The 20,764-nt window shown below is 65.5% G+C and carries 11 protein-coding genes; 4 read left to right on the top strand and 7 right to left on the bottom strand.

Annotated elements, in window-relative coordinates; translation table 11 throughout:
* Positions 1–57: 57 nt before the first annotated feature.
* Both BB28_RS00945 and BB28_RS00940 read left to right on the top strand, forming a co-directional pair.
* On the top strand, positions 58–3,348 hold the full coding sequence (locus BB28_RS00945) for an arabinosyltransferase domain-containing protein (protein ID WP_046252153.1): 3,291 nt from the start codon (positions 58–60) through the stop codon (positions 3,346–3,348).
* A complete protein-coding gene (locus BB28_RS00940) occupies positions 3,345–6,551 on the top strand; it encodes an arabinosyltransferase domain-containing protein (protein ID WP_046252152.1) in 3,207 nt (1,068 codons plus the stop codon). Before BB28_RS00945 ends, BB28_RS00940 begins: the two co-directional genes overlap by 4 nt.
* Positions 6,552–6,586: 35 nt before the next feature.
* Here BB28_RS00940 and BB28_RS00935 read toward each other — a convergent pair whose 3' ends face one another.
* The 4 genes from BB28_RS00935 to BB28_RS00920 form a co-directional block, all read right to left on the bottom strand.
* Complete coding sequence (locus BB28_RS00935) at positions 6,587–8,023, bottom strand: PPE family protein (protein ID WP_046255428.1); 1,437 nt, start codon at positions 8,021–8,023, stop codon at positions 6,587–6,589.
* An 11-nt stretch (positions 8,024–8,034) separates the two neighbouring features.
* Entirely contained in the window at positions 8,035–8,733 is a 699-nt protein-coding gene (locus tag BB28_RS00930; RefSeq protein ID WP_046252151.1) for a hypothetical protein, read from the bottom strand.
* A gap of 101 nt (positions 8,734–8,834) precedes the next feature.
* Complete coding sequence (locus BB28_RS00925) at positions 8,835–9,728, bottom strand: alpha/beta fold hydrolase (protein ID WP_046255427.1); 894 nt, start codon at positions 9,726–9,728, stop codon at positions 8,835–8,837.
* A gap of 82 nt (positions 9,729–9,810) precedes the next feature.
* The gene (locus tag BB28_RS00920) at positions 9,811–10,080 is read right to left on the bottom strand and encodes a hypothetical protein (RefSeq protein WP_030096102.1); all 270 of its coding nucleotides are present in this window, start codon (positions 10,078–10,080) and stop codon (positions 9,811–9,813) included.
* A 96-nt stretch (positions 10,081–10,176) separates the two neighbouring features.
* Between BB28_RS00920 and BB28_RS00915 the strand changes: the two genes are divergently transcribed.
* Positions 10,177–11,151 carry a cation diffusion facilitator family transporter gene (locus BB28_RS00915; RefSeq protein ID WP_046255426.1) on the top strand — a complete coding sequence of 325 codons (975 nt, stop codon included), beginning with the start codon at positions 10,177–10,179 and terminating at the stop codon, positions 11,149–11,151.
* A 39-nt stretch (positions 11,152–11,190) separates the two neighbouring features.
* Positions 11,191–11,604, top strand: coding sequence for a hypothetical protein (locus BB28_RS00910; protein WP_046252150.1), 414 nt, complete (start codon positions 11,191–11,193; stop codon positions 11,602–11,604).
* 62 nt (positions 11,605–11,666) lie between these two features.
* Here BB28_RS00910 and BB28_RS00905 read toward each other — a convergent pair whose 3' ends face one another.
* Genes BB28_RS00905 through fadD32 form a run of 3 tightly spaced genes read right to left on the bottom strand, consistent with a single transcriptional unit; the run spans position 11,667 to position 20,534 of the window.
* Positions 11,667–13,220: an acyl-CoA carboxylase subunit beta gene (locus tag BB28_RS00905; RefSeq protein WP_046252149.1), complete on the bottom strand. Its 1,554-nt coding sequence runs from the start codon at positions 13,218–13,220 to the stop codon at positions 11,667–11,669.
* 2 nt (positions 13,221–13,222) lie between these two features.
* Positions 13,223–18,571 carry a polyketide synthase Pks13 gene (pks13, locus tag BB28_RS00900; RefSeq protein WP_046252148.1) on the bottom strand — a complete coding sequence of 1,783 codons (5,349 nt, stop codon included), beginning with the start codon at positions 18,569–18,571 and terminating at the stop codon, positions 13,223–13,225.
* A gap of 49 nt (positions 18,572–18,620) precedes the next feature.
* A complete protein-coding gene (gene fadD32, locus BB28_RS00895) occupies positions 18,621–20,534 on the bottom strand; it encodes a long-chain-fatty-acid--AMP ligase FadD32 (RefSeq protein WP_046252147.1) in 1,914 nt (637 codons plus the stop codon).
* Between the last annotated feature and the right edge of the window lie 230 nt (positions 20,535–20,764).

The raw sequence follows: 20,764 nt of genomic DNA, 5'->3' as shown, positions 1-20,764 counted from the left end.
GCCAACCGGGCGCGCTGCATTGAGGCGCCCGAAGCTTCGTCACATACCATCGCCCTCGTGCCTTCGCCGCTTTCAAAGTCCGCGACAGCAGGTACAGCCCAGCGGGCACGTCTGATTTCATTGGCTGCGGCCTCCATCGGTGTGCTGTTGTGTGTGCTCGTTCCCCTGCTGCCGGTCCGCCAGTCCACCGTCGACATCACCTGGCCTCAGGGAGTCACGGCCGACGGGAACATCACCAGCATCACGGCACCGCTGGTGTCGGGCGCGCCACTGTCCTTCGAGGCGCACATCCCATGCACCGCCATCGCGACCTTGCCCGCCGGCGGTGGTGTGGTGCTGTCGACCAGCCCCGACGGCGGCCTCGAGGCAAGCCGACACGCGTTGTTCGTCCGTGCGACCTCTGACCTGGTGGTGGTCGCCTTCCGCGATAACGTCGCGACAGTCGCCCCGCGCAAGGCGGTGGAATCCGGTGGTTGCACCTCGCTGGACATCTGGGCCAATGCCGGCGGCGTGGGTGCCAACTTCGCCGGGCTCCCCGGCGCCAACGGAACCCTGCCCATCGAGAAAAAGCCTCAGGTGACCGGCCTGTTCACCGACCTCAAGGTGCCCGCAGCGGGCGGGCCGACAGCCCACGTGGTGGTCGACACCCGGTTCATCACCAGCCCAACCGCTTTGAAGCTCGCGGCCTTGGTGCTCGGCCTTGCCGCGGTGGCCATCGCCATCGGAGCACTGGCCGTACTGGACCGCGGTACACGTAGACCCGTCCGGCGCCCATTCAGGCTGCCGGATCGTGCGGCTCTGCTGACCAACGGCCTCGCCGATATCGGAGTCGTTGGCACACTTCTTCTTTGGCATGTCATCGGCGCCATCACCTCCGACGACGGCAACGTCCTGGTCGAGGCGCGCGTGGCCCATCAGGCCGGATACGTTACCGAGTACTACCGCTACTTCGGCGCGACTGCCTCCCCATTCGATTGGTACGCAACCCTTTTGAGCTGGCTTACGCAAGTGAGCACGGTCGGCGTCTGGATGCGCGTGCCGGCCACTCTCGCGGGCATCGGCACCTGGTACATCCTGCGCAAAAAGATGCTGCCCCGCCTCGGTGAGCAGCTCGCCGCGAGCCGCACCGCGGTATGGACCGCGGCACTGGTCTTCCTGGCTGCCTGGCTGCCCTTCAACAATGGCTTGCGGCCCGAACCGATCATCGTGTTCGGCACCGTGGTCACCTGGATCCTGGTGGAGCGCTCCATCGCGACCCGGCGCCTATCCCCGGCCGCTCTGGCTATCGTCACGGCACTACTCACCGCCACCGTTGCTCCCCAGGGCCTCATCGCGCTGGGACCGCTACTCGCCGGCGGACGAGCCATTGCCCGCGTGATCTCCGTGCGGCGGGTCCGATACGGACGATTCACCCCCGTCACGGTGCTGGCAGCATCGGTCGCGGGTGTGCTGGCCTTTACCTTCCGGGACCAGACACTGGCCACGGTCGCCGAATCCGCCCGCATCAAATACGTGGTGGGCCCGACAATCGCCTGGTACCAGGAATTTCTGCGCTACTACTTCCTGACCGTCGAATCCAATGTCGACGGCTCGCTGACACGCCGCATCGCGGTGTTCACCCTGCTGCTCTGCCTCTTCGGCACACTCGCGGTGCTACTGCGCCGTGGCGTACTTCCGGGCCTGGCCAGCGGACCGGTGTGGCGACTCCTCGGCAGCACCGCGATTGGGCTGCTGTTACTCACCTTCACCCCCACCAAATGGGCGATTCAGTTCGGCATCTTCGCCGGGCTGTCCGGTGCGCTCGGCGCGGTCGCGGCCTTCACGTTCGCCCGGGTCGGACTGCACTCACGACGCAACCTGGCGCTCTACGTCACGGCCCTGCTGTTCATCCTGGCGTGGTCGACCTCCGGCATCAACGGCTGGTTCTACGTCGGCAACTACGGCGTGCCGTGGTTCGACAAGCAACCGGTCATCGCCGGACAACCGGTCACCACGATCTTCCTGGCACTGTCGATCGTCACCGCCCTGCTGGCCGGTTGGTTGCACTTCCGTCTGGACTACGCAGGGCACACCGAGGTCGAGAACACCCGCAGGAACCGGCTCCTGGCCTCCACGCCGCTGATGATCGTGGCGGCGATCATGGTGATTCTCGAGGTCTCCTCCATGGCCAAGGGGGTCTACGCACGCAGCGATACCTACACCACCGGCAAGGCCAATCTGCTGGCTCTGGCCGGCAGACCGTGCGCGATGGCCAACGACATCCTCGTCGAACCTGACGCCAATGACGGCCTGCTGCAACCCATTCCAGGCCAGCCAGCGGGCAAGTACGGACCCCTCGGCGGCACCGACCCCATCGGCTTCACCCCCGATGCGGTAGAGACCGGTATGACCTCACTGCCCGTCATCGGCAAGCCGGGCCTGGTGAACTCCGATGCCTCACCCAACGCACCCATCATGGAGGTCAGCGATGCGGCCGGGACCACCGGCGGTATCGGGCCCGTCGGAATCAACGGCTCCAACGCACTGCTGCCATTCGGACTCGATCCCGCCCGCACTCCGGTGATGGGTAGCTACGGCGAGAATTCGATTGCCGCGCATCTGAAGTCTTCGTGGTACGAGCTTCCTCCGCCCAGCCCGGATCGCCCACTGGTGGTGATCTCGGCCGCCGGAGCGATCTGGTCGTTCCAGCAAGACGGCACCTTCAGCCCGGAGATCAACTACGGCCAGTCGCTCAAGCTGGAGTGGGGAGTCCGCGACCAGGGCAGTCCCGGTGGCATCCGTGCGCTTCGCCAGGATTACCCGATCGACATCGGGCCGCAGAGAGTCTGGCGCAACCTGAGGTTCCCCACCAAGACCGCTCCTGCAGGGGCCAACGTAGTTCGGATAGTCGCCGACGACCCGAACCTGTCCAACGACCAGTGGTTGGCGTTCACGCCACCCCGGGTGCCCACCCTCAAGACCGCACAGGATCTGTTGGGCTCCGATACTCCGGTACTACTGGATATGGCTGTGGCGCAGAACTTCCCCTGCCAGCGGCCGTTCAGCGAGCGCCTCGGGGTCGCCGAGCTGCCCAAGTTCCGGGTCATGCCCGAACACAAGCAGGTCGCGACGTCGTCGAACATGTGGATGTCGGCCGAGGACGGCGGACCGTTCATGTTCACGACCGCGCTGCTGCGAACCTCCTCGGTTCCGACCTATCTGCGTAATGACTGGTACCGCGACTGGGGCTCGATCGAGAAGTACGAGCCCGTCATCGCCGCAGACCTGGCACCCAACGCACAACTCACTGAGGGCACCGTCGTGGTGAACGGCTGGACCCGCAACGGACCGATTCGAGCCCTGCCATGACAAAGAATTCCGTGACAGACACCTCCCCTGAGGCCCGCAAACTGAACATCGCACGTTGGACAGCAACCGTTTTCGGTCTGCTCGGGTTCGTATTGAGCGTCTCCATCCCCCTGCTGCCGGTCGAGGTGTCCACCGCGACCCTCAACTGGCCGCAGCAAGGACAACTGAACAATGTCACCGCGCCGCTGATCGCGCAGACGCCCATGGATATGACCGTGACCGTGCCGTGCGCGGTGGTCAACTCGGCACCCGCCGAGGGCGCGGTGATCCTGGGTACCGCACCTCCCGAAGGCAAAGAGGCTGCGTTGCAGGGCCTGTTTGTCAAGGTATCCAAGGAACGCGTCGACATCACCGATCGCAACGTGGTCATCGCCACCGCTCCGCGCGCCAAGGTGGCCTCGCCCGAGTGCCGGCAGATCGTCATCACCTCCTCGGACAAGGGCACTTACGCGACATTCGAGGGGCTGCGCGGCGACGACAAGACCGCCGACCTCAAGTCGGGATTCCCCGATCCCAATCTGCGCCCGCAGATCGTCGGGGTCTTCACCCAGCTCACCGGTCCGGCTCCGGCAGGACTGAGCCTCACCGCCCATATCGACAACCGGTTCTCCTCCAGCCCAACGCTTCTCAAGCTTGCGGCGATGGTAGGCGCGATCATCTCCACGATCATCGCGCTACTGGCCCTGTGGCGAATCGACCAGACCGACGGTCATCGCATGCAGCGGGTCATCCCCACCCGATGGCGCCGTTTCGATTTCACCGACACCGTCATCATGAGCAGCCTGGTGCTCTGGTACGTGATCGGTGCGGGATCTTCCGACGACGGCTACCAGATGGGCATCGCACGTACCGCCGAGCACGCCGGGTACATGGCCAATTACTTCCGCTGGTTCGGAAGCCCCGAGGACCCCTTCGGCTGGTACTACAACCTGCTGGCCATCATGACGAAGTTCAGCGATATCAGCCTGTGGATCCGGCTGCCCGATCTCGTCGCCTCACTGGTCTGCTGGCTGCTGATCAGCCGGGAGGTGCTGCCACGATTGGGACCCGCCGTCGCCCGCAGCAAGCCCGCGGCCTGGGCGGCCGGCTTTGTGCTGCTCGCATCGTGGTTCCCGTTCAACAACGGCCTGCGTCCCGAGGGCCAGATCGCCGTCGGATCGCTGATCACCTGGGTGCTCATCGAACGCGCCATCACCTCTCGCCGACTCACTCCCGCCGCGCTGGCAATCGTCACGGCGGCCTTCACCCTGGGAATTCAGCCGACGGGTCTGATCGCCGTCGCTGCCCTCCTCGCCGGTGGCCGACCCATCCTGCGAATCATCGTGACGAAGCATCGGCAGGTGGGCACGTGGCCGTTGGTGTCGCCCATGCTGGCGGCGGGAACAGTGGTTCTTGCCGTCATTTTCGCCGATCAGACCCTGGCGACGGTCGTCGAGGCCACCCGGATTCGCACCGCGATCGGCCCGGCACAGGCGTGGTACACCGATAACCTGCGGTACTACTACATGTTCCTGCCGACCGTCGACGGCTCGGTGTCGCGACGCTTCGGGTTCCTGCTCATCGCCGCGTGCCTGTTCATCGCGATGTTCATCCTGTTGCGCCGCAAGCGGGTTCCCGGTGTCGCCCGCGGACCGGCCTGGCGCGTGCTGGGCGTCGTCTTCGGCACCATCTTCTTCCTGATGTTCGCGCCGACGAAGTGGGTGCACCACTTCGGGCTCTTCGCTGCCCTGGGAGCCGCAGTGGCGGCCCTGGCCACGGTGCTGGTATCGCCACAGGTGCTGCGCTGGAGCCGCAACAGGATGGCAGTGGTGGCGACCGTGCTGTTCGTGCTGGCACTGAGCTGGGCCAGCGCGGCCGGCTGGTGGTACGTCTCGAGTTTCGGCGTGCCCTTCAACAGCAGCATGCCCAAGATCGCCGGAATAAGCGTCAGCACAATATTTTTCGCGCTGTTCGCGCTGGCCGTGGCCTATGCGGCATGGCTGCACTTCTCACCCCGGCACGATGACAGCCGGGTGATCAAGTCCATCACCTCGGCCCCGGTGGCCTGGGCGGCCGGATTCATGGTGCTGACGTCCATCTGCCAGCTGGCGATCGGTGTCGTTCGCCAGTACCCGTCGTACTCCAACGGCTGGGCCAACATCCGTGAACTCGCCGGCGGGTGCGGGCTGGCCGACGACGTTCTGGTCGAATCCGACGCGAATGCCGGTCTGCTGCAGGCCATTGGCGCACCGTCGGGTCCCCTGGGCCCGCTCGGCGGCGCGGCTCCCTCCGGATTCACGCCAGACGGAGTGCCGGACAAGATCGTCGCCGAGTCGATCCGGATGAACGACTCACGCCCGGGCACCGATTACGACTGGGACTCCAAGGACCGCAACAAAACTCCGGGGATCAATGGCTCCACCGTGCGTCTGCCCTACGGGCTGGACCCGGCGCGAGTGCCGATCGTGGGCACCTACCGGGTCGGCCCGCAACAGCAGGCCAAGGCGACCTCCGACTGGTACGAGCTACCGGCCCGTGACGCCGCACACCCACTGGTGGTGGTGACAGCTGCCGGAACGATCGCGGGCAAGAACGTCAAGGGCGCCGTCGCCGGGCAGACACTGGAACTGGAGTACGGCACGGCCGGACCGGACGGCACTTTCGCACCCGCCGGACGGCTGACGCCCTATGACCTTGGCCCCGCGCCGTCATGGCGCAACCTGCGCTTCGCACGTTCGGATATCCCGGATACCGCCACCGCCGTACGCATCGTGGCCGTTGACGTCTCGCTGAGTCCCGGCGATTGGCTGGCCTTCGCCCCGCCTCGGGTGCCCGAGCTGAAGTCGTTGCAGGAGTATGTGGGTAGTGAGCGGCCGGTGCTCATGGACTGGACCGTGGGACTCGTCTTCCCCTGCCAACACCCCATGCTGCACCAGTACGGGATCACCGAGATCCCCGAGTTCCGCATCACTCCGGACTACGACCAGAAGCGCAAGGACACCGACACCTGGGAGGACGGCGAGAACGGCGGCCTGCTGGGGATCTCCGATCCGCTCCTGCGGGCGCATGTGATGCCGACCTATCTGTCCAAGGACTGGGGCAGAGATTGGGGCTCGCTGCGTAAGTTCGACACCCTGGTCGACGCCCAACCCGCCCAGATCGAGTACGGGTCCGAGGTACACAGCGGGCTGTGGAAGCCGAACAAGATCCGGATCAAGCCCTAATCCACCTCACGTCGGAAGACGGGCAGCCGCGGACCTCAGTGATCACCGTCCCATGTTTGCGGCAGCATAGGCGTCGTCCGGGCACCGTCGTGAGAAGCGGTGTTGTCTTGTGCGACAAGCCCTGCGGGCCGGCTCAGTGAGGCAGCGGGAACCGTACCGGTGCGCCGCTGCGGCCCGGTGCCGCGCGCGGATGCCTGCACGCCGGGCGGCTCTTCGGGCTCCGGAGCCACCGTGACATTCATGTCCATGAACTCCGGACTGGAGCTCGCCAACCGTGTGCGCCGTCGGCGGGCCGTCTGTCTGCGTGCTGTTGCCTGCGCAGCCACAGCGGCGCCCGCCGCAGGCATCCGTGCCTCGGAGCCCTCCTCGAATGTCGGGCCGAGACCATGGTTCGGCGGGTCCTCGCCAGAGGCAAACACCAGGTAGGCGGGGGTTACCGCGGAAGCCGGTGCGGTGGCCGGGGTCGCCGACGACGCCGGCGCCGGGGCGGATGGCGCCGGCGCGGACGGACTCGCCGGCGCCGAAACACCTAACGCGGGCAACGGAAGCGCCCTGTGCACCCTAGTGGCCGACTCCCGTAATGGTGGGCTCTGTCCGGGCTGATCTGTTGTCGGCTGATCGACACCGGACGGCGCGGCCACGGCAATCGACCCCAGAATCGTGGCCAAGGCCGATCCCCACAGCGGACTCGTCAGCGCCATGTAGATGGGGACGTTCGTCGACAGATAGGCGGCGAACAATCCGCCGTTGACGATCAGAGCAAGCAGACTGGTTGGGCTGGGGTTGGCGATGAACTCGCGCAGTGCCTTGATCGCCTCGCCCAAGAACGGGAAACCGTCGATGGCGCCGCTGTCGCTGTCGCTGCTGTCGAGGGCCCTTCCCGCCTCAGTGGCGCTCGACGTAGCAGCGAGGTCGGCTGTGAACCGGCTCGCGGTGCTCGCCTCCGCGCCCGGGGCCATGATCGCCGGCGCGGGCGCGCTGGCCGGCACAGCCGACAGTGCGAGGCTGGACTGGGCCTCATACGTGCTCATCACGGTGGCCGCCTGCAGCCACATGCGCAGATAGTCGGCTTCATTGAGGGCAAGCGGAATCGTGTTGATACCAAAGAAATTCGTGGCGATCAGCGCGCCGTGAACGGAATGGTTAAGCGCCAATTCGGCCAGCGTTGGCATCGCGGCAATCGCGCTCGCATACGCGGCGGCCGTCGTTTCGTATTGCGCGGCAGCGACCGCACTGTCGGCGCTGGCCCGCGAAAGCCACGCGAGATAGGGGCCGTGCGCGGCGACATAGCTCTCAGAGCTCGACCCCTGCCATGCGCCCATCTCTGTGGCACCCAGCACCGTAGTGAGTTCCGCTGCGGCGTCGGCGTACTCGGCACTCAGAGTGAGCCAGGCGCTGGCCGCGGCCAGCAGCGGCCCCGGGCCCGGACCCGTGCTGAGCAGCGCCGAGGATACTTCCGGAGGCAATGCCATCCAGATCGGCATCACGATGTGCCGTGGTTCCGCAGCGCGGCCATCACCTCATCCACCGGCGCACCCGGCGGTGCCGCAGCGACAAATCCCCGCACCGCCGTGGCGATCAGCATCGCGAAGTACTCGTCGTCGGTCAGCATCCACCGACGTTCGTAGGCGGGACCTATCGCGCCCTGTGCGGTGAGTACGTCATGCGCCTTTTCGTTCTCGGCCAAGAAGTCAGCACCGTCGTTCGCGGCGCTGCGCTGCTCATCGGCCGCGACCAGACTCAGGGCCACTCGGGCAACGCAACCCGCGATCGTGACCGCGACCTCGACGGGATAGCCACGGCGCCCGAGTGCGTCTACCTGGTCCCGAATCAACTGGGCACTGCTCTCGCCGCGGGGAAACAGCACCAGCATGTAGGAGGCAAGGCCAGGGTGTGCGGTGACGAAGGCCCGCAATGCAACGGCGAAGGACACGAGGTGTTCGGTCGTGTCGTGCTCCGGGTTGTCTGCGATACGCAATCGGCTCAACAGCTCTTCACCGACCAGGCGTTCGAGCTCCCACCGGCCGTCGATGTGGCGGTACAACGCGGCCGCGGACACACCGAGGGCGGCAGCTACCGCGCTGATCCGCAGACCCTGCAGTCCGATTTTGCACCCGGCCGCCACGATGTCAGCGCGGGTGAATACGACGGGTCGGCCCACCGGGCGCGAGGCTGCTGACATACTAAAACCCCTGATCAGTAATTTGTGATGCTACTTCACTATTTGACCGAGGCTAGCCGACAGCGGAGCGATGCGGGTGGCTACGTACTGGTGCTGTGCGACTAGCCGCCGGACTGGCCCCGAGCCTTGGCGGCTAGGCGTGCGATCTCGTCGGCGACGAGCTGCGGTTCGGTAACGGGGACGGCATGCCCGGAGTGCTGGGCGATGACATGCCGTCCGCCTGCAGACTGCGCTGCGCGGTGCACGTGTGCGGCGATCGCTTGAGCGCGCACCTGCCCGGGCATGCCGTCTTTTGCCAACGCGAGCGCGCCGGATATCACGGTGACTGGCAGGTCACCAACTTCGGGCGGACAACTGCGCCAGGCCGCGAGATCGTCAAGAAAGCTGCGAGCTTGGCGGCGCTGCGTCTCAAGAACGCGGTGGGTGAAGGCCTCCCGGCGAAGATCCTCGCGGACATCGGCGGCGGGGGCCGCCGCCAGCAGTGAACCGTACAGAAACCGCAGGACCCCTAATCGGGCGAACGCCTTACCGACAGCGATGCCGATCCGTTCGTTTCGGCGGAATGCCTTGCCGAACAACACCTCTGCAGACTCATCGACCGGTTCAACAAGGACCAGCCCGGCAAGTAGATGCAGCCGCTTGGAGGCGGCCAGGCGCACGATGGCGCCACCGGCACTATGCCCGACGAGAATAACGGGGCCCGGGCCGAAGTGGTCGAGCAGATCAACCAGGTCGTCGGCCATCCGGTCCAGGGACCGGCCCGCCGGATCGGGCTCCGAACGGCCCAGACCGGCACGGTCATAGGCGATCGCACGGGCACCTGCCGCGACGCGCAGCTGCACTGCAGCCCAATACGAGCGCGTGGCACCGGATCCCGCTTCGAAAACGACGGTGGGCGAGTCGGCAGGCCCGGGCAGCACCTGGCTGTAGAGGCGTCGGCCATCACGAGTCGCCACCCAGACCGGAGCACCCTGGCTGTGCATGATCGACGTCATGCCGAAGCACTGTACGAAATGCCGGTCCACAAGTGTGATGTCGACGGGCTAGCCGGGCCCACGGAACCACGAAGGCTGGGGACTAGTGGTGGCCCCGTCGCCGATAGCCGTGGCCTCCTCCACCGAATAGTCCACCCATGACGCCGCGGTAGTCCTGCTGTGGTGGCGCGGGCGGATACGGTTGCGGGGCGGGTGGATACGGCTGCGCGGGGGGCGCCTGGTCGATATGCGCCGACGGGCCGAAGCGTGCGGCGCCGTCGACGAACTGCTGCAGACTCTCCTGCTCCACCAGCACGGCGGCGCAGCCCGTGCATTGGAACGTGCGGACACCAAACCATTTCGTGGAGAGCATCTGCGACTCACACTTGGGACAGGTCAAGGGCTGAACGTTTGTCATCACACATGCTAGCATGCATATGTTTGCATGAATCTTAGAGAGGAAGTGGCCATGTCCACCGACGCACACGAGCACGGAGCCGGGCACTCGCATAGCCACGGCGTGAGTGCCGACGCCGATCGGAAATGGCTGACCATAGCCCTGATCCTGATCGGCGGATTCATGGCCATCGAGGTCGTCATCGGTGTGATCGCCCAGTCGCTGGCGCTGATCTCCGATGCCGGGCACATGCTGACCGACGCGGCATCGATCGTGTTGGCACTCATTGCCATTCGGCTGGCCTCCCGCCCGGCTCGCGGCAGCTACACCTACGGGCTCAAACGCGCCGAAATCCTGTCGGCACAGGCCAACGGCGTCACCCTGTTCCTGCTTGCCGCCTTCTTCATCTACGAGGGCATCCGCCGATTGATCACTCCCCCAGAGGTGTCGGGTCTGCTCGTGTTCGTCACCGCACTTGCGGGTATCGCCGTCAACGTCGCGGCCACCTGGTGCATCAGCAAGGCCAACCGATCCAGCCTCAATGTCGAGGGGGCCTTCCAGCACATCCTCAACGACCTGTACGCCTTCATCGCCACCGCCGTCGCCGGCGCCGTGGTGTGGCTCACCGGGTTCACCCGGGCCGATGCCATTGCCGCCCTCGTCGTCGCCGCGCTGATGCTCAAGGCCGGCTGGGGCCTGGTGCGTGAGTCGGGCCGCATCTTCCTGGAAGCCGCACCGGCGAACATGGATCCCGAGGCCATCGGCACCCAGCTCGCGGCGTTGCCATCCGTCGCCGAAGTGCACGATCTGCACATCTGGCAGATCACCTCCGGCCAGCCCGCACTGTCCGCGCATATCTTGGTGGCCCCCGATGCGGACTGCCACGGAATACGGCGCGACATCGAAGGGTTACTCCATACGCAGTACGACATCGACCACACCACGTTGCAGGTCGACCACGAGGACACCGAGGCCTCAACACACTGCCTCGACCCCCATGGAGAGCCGTACCGCTCGGGCGAAAGCATGTTGCCCGGCAAGGGTTAGGTATCTACTATCGCTTGTAGTAGGCCAACGGAGGTCGCGATGACAGAGCTCACCACTCGCGCCGACAGATTTCTGCGGGCCGCCACCGTTGCCTTCATCATCGGCTGGGCACTGGACCTCATCGACCACCTGCGCCGCGGGATCGCGGCGGCACCGCCCACGCTCACGTACCTCTCGGCCACGCACGCAGTGCTGATCGCGATTGCGGTAACGATGATCCTGCGCCATCGCAAGCACGCCCCTGAGGCCACCGTGGTGGTGGGCACCGCCAGCGTCCTCGGGCTCGGTTATGTCCACCTCATGCCGACGTACTGGCCGGCCGTGCAAGACAGCTTCATCTCCGGTCCGCGCATCGACGTCACCTGGTTTTCCTGGATGACGATGCTGATATCGATCGCCGCCGCCATGGTGTGGGCGCACGCGGGCAGCCGCGCCCTGGTGCTGCGCGACTAAAACTCCGACAAGCAGAAGGCCCCCGCACGCGTCGCGTGCGGGGGCCTTCTGGTGATGAATCGTTAGATCGGGGTGAGACCGTGCTTGCGCTGCACCTTGCCGAGATTCTGCTTGTCCCGCAACAGCTTCAGCGACTGACGCAATAGCAGCCGAGTCTGATGCGGCTCGATGACGCCGTCGATGTAGCCACGCTCGGCGGCGATCCACGGCGTGGCCAGGTTTTTGTTGTACCCGTCGATGAAGTCCTGTCGGATCTTCCGCACCTCTGGAGCCGTCGGATCGGGGAATCGCTTCACCAGCAGCTGCGCGGCACCCTCGGCGCCGATCACCGCGATACGCGCTGTGGGCCAGGCGAAGTTCAGGTCGGCTGAGAGTTGCTTGGAGCCCATGACCGCGTACCCGCCGCCATAGGCCTTACGGGTAATGATGGTTACCTTGGGCACATCGGCCTCCACCACGGCATTGAAGAACCTGCCGCCGCGCTTGATGACGCCGTTCGTCTCCTCTTCCACACCCGGCATGGCGCCCGGGGTGTCGACAACGAATACCAAAGGAAGATTGAACGAGTCACAGAAGCGGATGAAACCGGCCGCCTTGTCGGAGGCCTCGTTCCCCACCGCTCCGGACATGTGCATCGGCTGGTTGGCGATGACGCCGACCGGGTTTCCATCGACACGGGCGAACGCGGTGATCATGGACGGGCTGCGCTGGTCGGCGATTTCGAAGACGTCACCGTCGTCGAAGATCCGCAGCAGGACCTCGTGCATGTCGTATCCCTGGTTATCGGCATCCGGGATGATCGTGTCGAGGTACAGATCGTCCTCGGTGATCTCGGGCTCCAGGCCCGGATTCACGATCGGCGGATAGTCGAACGTGTTGGAGGGCAAGAAACTGAGGTAGTCGCGCACGTACTGGTACGCGGCCGCTTCGTCCTCGACCACCTTGTGGATGTTGCCACGCTGAGCCTGCACGTCCGCGCCGCCGAGTTCGTCGAATGTGACGTCCTCGCCGGTGACGTCCTTGATGACGTCGGGGCCCGTGATGAACATGTAACCCTGATCGCGCACCGCGACCACGAGGTCGGTCTGGATCGGCGAATACACCGCACCGCCGGCACACTTGCCGAAGATCAACGAGATCTCCGGAACCATGCCGCGCAGCATCTCGTGACGACGCCCCAGCTCGGCGTACCAGGCCAACGAGGTGGCGGTGTCTTGAATGCGGGCACCCGCCGAGTCGTTGATACCGATCACCGGGCAGCCGTTGGTGGCCGCCCACTCCATGAGCTTGGCGACCTTACGGCCGAACATCTCGCCGACGCTTCCCTGATACACCGTCTGATCGTGCGAGAAGACTGCCACCGGACGGTCGTCGATGCGACCCAGTCCGGTCACCACACCGTCGGTGTACGGGGCATTCGGATCACCTGGGGTACGCCCAAATGCGCCGAGCTCCAGGAAGCTGCCCTTGTCGAGCAGTGCGTGGATGCGGGCACGCGCACTCGGGATGCCCTTGGCATCACGCTTGGCGATGGCCTTGGCGTCACCCGGCTCTTGTGTGCGGGCAATCCGCTCACGCAGGTCGGCGACCTTCTCCGCAGTTGTATGTGGTGGCACGTCTAGCCTTCCTGATTCTTCGCATTGATGGAACGCAATGCCTGACTCATATGAGCACCGACCTTAGCGATGAACGGTTCGTCGATGATCTGGATGTGCTCCCCACCAACCGGGACCACCTCCAGATCGGAGACGAACTCGCCCCAGCCACCGTCGGGCTGGCGAGTCGCGTACGCGGGCTCGAAGGTGATGGCGTCATCGTGATACCGGTCGGCCATGTACAGCGTCATATGCCCGTCGAAGGGCACCGGCGTCGACGTGTCGATGGCCCGTTGGTCCAGGTAGGACGTGCGCTGGTGCTCGATGATGCCGCCCGGAATCTCCACGCCGGCTGCCTTGACGGCCTCCAGCACGAACCGCACCTGGCCCTCGTCGTCGAGCTCCTCGAGCTGCTCGTAGGGGATCTCCGGGATCTGCACGTTGAAGGTCTTCTCCGCGAACTTCGCGTAGCGATCCCAGCGCTTGCGCGTCTCCTCCGTGGTCGTCAGGATCGGCGTCCCGGGGCGCACCCCATCGATATTGCCGACCCAGGCGACCTCGGCACCGGCCTCCTTCAGGCCCACCGCGCAGGCGTACGCCAGTACCGCACCCAGTGACCACCCAGCGAGGATGAACGGGCCCTTGTGCAACTCCAGCAGCTTCGGTACGTACTGGGCGGCCCGCTCCTTGATGGTGCCCTCGACCCGCTCCAAGCCGAACATCGGTGTGCCCTCCGGCAGCCGTTTCAGCAGCGGCTCGTAGACCACAGTCGATCCACCCGCAGGGTGGAACACGAAGACGGGAACCGTGGTGGAACCCTCCTGCCGGGGTGCCAACGTCCGCACGAAACCGTCGATCTTGCCGGCCTCCAGGCGGCTGCGGACAACCTCGCCGAGTGCCTCGATGGTCGGCGCGAGCTTGACCTCCTCGGCACCGATCTCTCCGTCCGCACGCTGCGAAAGGCGTTCGGCGAGTTTCTCTGCCGTTGCGTCATCGATCTTGGGCAGCGCGTTGAAGATGCTGCCCGGCGACTCACCGGTGACGATGGCCCACGTCGCGAAGGCCACGCGTTCGGCCGCATCACGCGGCGGCACATCAGCGTTGAGCGCCTCGGCGATCGCCTCTTGGTTCATCGCGGCAGCCGCCTTGGCCAATTCCGACGTCTCCGCCGAAAGCGCCGACTCCGCGGCGGGAGCACCGTTGGCCGTTTCGTTGGAGGATTCTGGCTCCGCCGGCTGCGGCACCGCATCGAGCACCTTCTCCAGATCGGCCTTCGACAGCATGCCGCCTGTCGGCGCGGCGTCCTTAAACTCATCGGTCTGCTGGTAGTCGTGCAGCTCGTGCACCGCGTCCGGGTTCTCCAGCGCGTAGATGACCAGCCGCTCGACGTCGAGCAGGTTGGCATCGCGCACGGCCTGCAGCTGAATGGGCGGCAGGTCGAAGTCGAATTCGACGCGGTTCTTGATGCGCACCGCCATCAACGAATCCAGACCCAGCTCGATCAACGGCACCTCACGAGGTACATCCTCGGGCTCGTAGCCCATGGCCAACGACACGATCGCGGCCAGACGCTCGATAACCGGTTCGCCGGACTCCTTGCTCCACTTCTTGAAGTCGGCACCGGCACCCGCCCCGGACAGCAGGTTGTCATGAATCTCTTCGGGCACTTCGTCTTCCACGACTGCGACCGCTTGTGCCGGGACAGCCGTCACCGTCGCCGAACCGTTGGTGGCCACACCCGCGGCGGTCGCGAACGGCAGTGCGCCGCCCTGACCGGCACGAGAGACCACCGCGTCGTAGACGAGCGTGAACGACTCACCGATGCGAGCGTGTACCTGCACGGTGGCACCACCCGGATGCCGCGACAGCGTGGTCACCAGCGTGGAACCCTCACCCGGGATGGCCCGCTGCTCAAAGGCGGTGAGCTGCGCACCCGAAATGACCGATGTCGCTGCCGTTTTCACCAGCTCGGCGAAATCGACCCCGGCGATCTCTCGCGGGCTCCACTCCCAGACATGCTTGCCATCGGGCAGCGAGACGTGCGTGCCCGGGATGCGGGTCGACCCATCGGCGCTGAAGTGCGCGGGCAGCCAGTGCGGCTTGCGCTTGAATTCTGTCGCGGGAATCGGCGCGTAGTCCGATGACTTGGCGGCCTTGTCGAACAGTGTCCGCGGATCCAGAGCGTGGCCGTGCACGTACAGCTGAGCCATGGTCTTGACCAGGGACTCGACCTCGTCCTCCTTGCGAGCGAGGGTCGCGATCAGCTGCGCGTCGGGCAGCCCGGACGCCATGGTGGTGAGGCCAACCTGCATGAGCGCCACCGGATTCGGCGCCAGCTCCAGGAAAGTGGTGTGTCCGGCTTCGACGGCATTGCGGGTGCCGTGGGTGAAGTAGACCGAATGCCGCATTCCCTTTTTCCAGTAATCCACATCGTGCAGCGGCTCACCGCCGGGGCGGAAATAGTTGCCCTCGTGCACCGTCGAGAAGATCCCGACGGTCGGAGTCGTCGGCTCGATGCCCTGTAGCTCTGCGGCGAACTCGCCGAGCAGCGGGTCCATCTGGGAGGTGTGGCCGGCGCCCTTGGTCTGCAGCTTGCGGGCGAACTTGCCCTCGGCCTCGCAACGGGCCACGATCGCGTCGATCTGCGCGGGCGGACCGCCGATGACGGTCTGCGACGGGGCGGCGTACACGCACACCTCGAGGTCCGGGAAATCGGAGAACACCGTCTTCAGCTCATCGGCTGAGTACTCGACCAGGGCCATCAGCCGGATGTACTCGCCGAACAGCATCGCCTCGCCCTCACCCATCAGGTGAGCGCGCGAGCAGATGACCCGGGTGGCGTCAGCCAGTGACAAGCCACCCGCGAAGTAGGCCGAGGCGGGCTCGCCCAGCGACTGCCCGATCACTGCGGTGGGTTTGGCACCGTGTGCCTTGAGCACTTCGCCCAACCCAATCTGAATCGCATAGATGGCGATGTTGCTGGTTTCGATGCCGTACTCATGCGAGTCGTCGAGGATCAGCTCGACAACGGAGTAGCCCCGCTCGTCCTGCACATAGGAGTCGACCTTGTTGATCCACTCGGCGAAGAGCGGATCGCGCAGGTACAGGCTCTTGCCCATCTTCCGGTGCTGCGCACCGAATCCCGCCATCACCCAGACCGGGCCACTGCTGACGGGTCCGTCGGCGGAGTACACATAGGGCTTTTGCTTGCCCTCGGCGACGGCGCGCAGTCCCTTGACGGCCTCTTCGTGGTTGTGTGCCAGGACCACGGCACGCGAGCGACCGTGGTTGCGACGCGAGAGCGAACGGCCGATGGACTCCAGCGAGTAAGACTGCCCCTCTTCAGTTTCCATCCAGTCGGCCAGCGCCGCTGCGGCGGCCTTCTTGCGCGAGGAGAGGAAGCCTGAGATGAACAGCGGCACAACGGGAGTCACCGGCTCTTCATTCGAAAGTGCCGCCAGCGCCTCATCCCGGAGACGCTTGGCCTCATCGGTCAGCCCGGGGAGTTCTACCGGCTCGTCGGAGTATCCGCCCAGGAATTCGCCGTACTCGTCAAAGCGGGTAGCACCGGACTCGTCACCGCTGCCCTCGGTATCTTCCTCTGCCGCAGCATGTTTGCCATTGACATCGGCGTCCTCATCGGATTCTGACGGCTCCGCCGGTTCGACCAAGTCGATCGGCAGCACCTCACGCACCACGATGTGGGCATTGGCGCCACCGAATCCGAAACCGGAGACACCCGCGATGGCGTGGCCGCTGTAGCGCGGCCAGTCGGAAACCTGATCGACAACCTTGAGGCGGATCGCATCGAAGTCGATGTACGGGTTGGGGCCGGTGTAATTGATCGACGGCGGAACCTTGTTGTTCTGCAAGGCCAACACGATCTTCGACAAGCTCGCGGCACCGGCCGCGGACTCCAGGTGACCGAAGTTCGACTTCGCCGAGCCCAGTAGCGCTGGCTTGTCGGCATCGCGGCCACGACCCACCACCCGGCCCAGGCCGTCGGCCTCGATTGGATCACCAAGAATGGTGCCGGTGCCGTGCGCTTCGATGACGTCGACGGTGCGCGGATCGATACCGGCGTCCTTGTAGGCCCTGCGCAGTACCTCCGCCTGGGCGTCCGGGTTGGGCGCGAGCAGGCCGTTGGACCGGCCATCGTGATTGACCGCGGACCCGGCGATGATCGCCATGATCGGGTCACCGTCGCGGCGCGCATCGGAGAGCCGCTTGAGTATCAGCATGCCGCCGCCCTCGGAACGGCTGTAGCCGTTCGCATCCTGCGAGAACGACTTGATGCGGCCGTCCGGCGCGAGCACGCCACCGACCTCGTCGAATCCGACTGTGACCACCGGGGTGATGAGAGCGTTGACACCACCGGCGACCACCACGTCGGCCTCGCCGCACCGCAGGGCCTTGACGCCCTGGTGCACCGCAACCAGCGACGAAGAACATGCGGTGTCGACGGCAACGCTTGGCCCGCGGAAGTCGTAGAAGTACGAAACCCGGTTCGCGATAATCGAACTCGCGTTACCGGTGATGGCGTACGGGTGCGTGACGGTGGGGTCGGCCACCGACAGATAGCTGTAGTCGTTGTTGGAGCTGCCGATGTAGACACCCACACTCTGACCCTTGAGCGCAGACGCCGGGATACGGGCGTTTTCCAGCGCCTCCCAGGTCAATTCGAGGGCGATCCGCTGCTGCGGATCCATGTTGTCGGCTTCCATCTTGGATAGCGTGAAGAACTCGGCGTCGAATCCCTTGATGTCCTTCAGGTACCCACCGCGGGTGCTGGCCTGCGCAACGCGTTCAGCGATGCGCGGCTCGACGGTGAACTCTTCCCAACGCCCCTCGGGTAGATCGGTGATGGCGTCGCGGCCCTCCAGCAGCGCCTCCCACAACTGCGTCGGTGAGTTCACATCGCCGGGCAGGCGCGTCGACAGACCGATCACCGCGATGTCGAATTCGCCTGCGGCAACATTGGGATCGCGTGACCAATCCTCTTCACCGGCGTCCGGTAGCTCCGGTTCACCCTCGATGATCCGGGTGGCCAGTGACTCGATGGTGGGGTGCTGGAAGGCGACGGTGGCCGTCAGCGTGACGCCGGTGAGGTCCTCGATATCGGCAGCCATCGCCACCGCGTCGCGCGAGGAAAGGCCCATCTCCACCATGGGCGCCGACTCGTCGATACGGTCGGGGCTCACCCCGGTGGCCTTCGCGATCCACTCGCGCAGCCAGGTGCGCATCTCCGGAATGGTCAGCTCAGCCTGCGGTGTCCCGCCTGCGGGAAGCGCGTCCGAACCGGCACCGCCATCCGTCGCCTCTGGCGCCTCGGGTTCGGTCTCTGGTGTCGAATCCTGTTGCGTATCAGTCATGTTCGAGCCCTCTCCGGGGTGTTGCGTACGGACGACCGTGTATAAACGGTTACTGCCGGTCGTCGGGGAATGCGGTCTGCTGGTATCCGCCGCGCAGGCTGCCGTCCAGGTAGCTGGTCCGGGCGGCGCGGCGGGCGATCTTGCCGCTGGAGGTCCGGGCGATCGAGCCGGCGGGCACCAGCAGCACGTCTCGCACTGTCACACCGTGACGCACGGCGATGGCGGCACGCACATCGTCACCGACCTGCTGGTTGTCCGACTTGTGTCCACCCACACTGCGCTCGCCCACGATGACCAGCTGCTCCGAGGAATCCTCCGGGTCGTACTTGAGGCCGGCATGCGGATTGTCGAAGACCACCTGCGGCAGCTGGTTGGCCGGCACCGAGAACGCGGCCACATATCCCGGGCGCAGCGCCTTGTTGGCCTCCTGTGCGGTGAACTCCACATCCTGCGGGTAGTGGTTACGTCCGTCCACGATGATGAGGTCCTTGACGCGGCCGGTGATGTACAGCTCGCCGTCAACCCATACTCCGAGGTCGCCGGTGTTGAGCCAGTTGGCATCATCAGGCACGCCCTCGGCGTGGGATTCGGAGATCCGTGACTTGAGCGTGTTATGGAAAGCAGCACGCGTCTCTTCTTCCCGGCCCCAGTAGCCGGATCCAATGTTGTTGCCGTGCAACCAGATCTCGCCGATCTGCCCGTCGGGGAGTTCCGACGCGGTCTCGCCGTCGACGATCACGCCCCATTCGTCCCGGGCCATCCGGCCGCTGGACACCTGAGTCACCGAGTTGTCGGCACCCGGCTCCACCTGCACGATGCGCCCGGCGTTGAGTTCGGTGCGGTCCACGTGAAGCACGCGCGCCCGCTCCGTGTTCCAAATGGTCGAGGTCACGAACAGAGTGGCCTCGGCCATGCCGTACGACGGGTGAATCGCCCTGGGATCAAAGCCGTACGGCTCGAAGGCATCGCAGAACTTCTTGATCGAGGCCGTGGACACCGGCTCGGAACCGTTGATGATCGAGTACACGTTCGACAGGTCCAGCGGCGGCTCGCCCTCCTTGGGCAGACCGCGCAATGCGCAATGCTCGAAGGCGAAGTTGGGCAGCGCCGAATAGGTTCCGTCGCGGTTATCGCCCTTGACGCCCATTTCCCGCAGCCAGCGCAGCGGGCGGCGGATGAACGCCGCCGGGCTCATCACGGTCATGTGCTCGCCGATCATGGACGGCACCATCACCGTGATCAGACCCATGTCGTGGAAGAACGGCAGCCAGGTCGTCCCGCGGTGCCCGGACTGGCCGTCCTTGCCTTCTTGCTGCGACAACGCGTCGACCAGCTGCAGCAGGTTGGTGGCCAGCGACAGGTGTGTGATCTGCACGCCGGCCGGGGCGCGGGTCGAGCCGGAGGTGTACTGCAGGTAGGCGATGGTGTCCTTGGTGGCCACGGGCTCTACCCAGGTCTGCCCGACGTCCTCGGGAATCGCATCGACCGCGATCACACGGGGACGCTCCTTGGGGGGACGGTTCCGGAAGAACTTCCGCACTCCCTCGGCGCAATCGGTCGTGGTGAGCACCGCGGACGGCTGGCAGTCGTCGAGGACCGCGTGTAGCCGGCCCGCATGGCCGGCCTCGCTGGGATCGAACAACGGCACCGAGATCGCGCCGGCATAGAGCGCACCGAAATGCGCGACGAGATAGTCGAGGCTCTGCGGGGCCAGGATGGCGACACGGTCGCCCGGCTTGGTCACCTGCTGCAGGCGGGCCGCGACGGCGCGGTTGCGCGCGCCGAACTGCGACCAGGTGATGTCGATGTAGGCGCCGTCGCGCTCTGTCGAGAAGTCGAGGAACCGGTAGGCCAGGCTGTCGCCCTGCGACTCCGCCCAACCTTCGACGTGGCCAACGATGCTCCCGTCCTCGGGGAACTTGATGTGGCCCGCCGAGTCGAGGAACGGGTTGTCGAACGCCATGTGTGCTTCTCTCCTATGACGGCGCATGATGCGCGTTTCGCGGGCCTGAGGCATTCGCGAGCACGCGTCATCGCGAACGTCAAATCCTCGATGATCGTACCGAGAGGCGATCGCGTACTACGGCAGCTCAGGCGGCCATTCGCGACGAGATTATCGGTCAGCGTCGGCCAGCCAAAATCACTCGACCCCGCGAACGGCTTACAGTCTTAATTTTCTCTTAATCTTAGGCG

This window comes from Mycobacteroides chelonae CCUG 47445, from assembly GCF_001632805.1.
Classification (GTDB): Bacteria; Actinomycetota; Actinomycetes; order Mycobacteriales; family Mycobacteriaceae; genus Mycobacterium; species Mycobacterium chelonae.
Note: the sequence above shows the minus strand (reverse complement) of the source record. Positions and strands in the feature narration are given on the sequence as shown.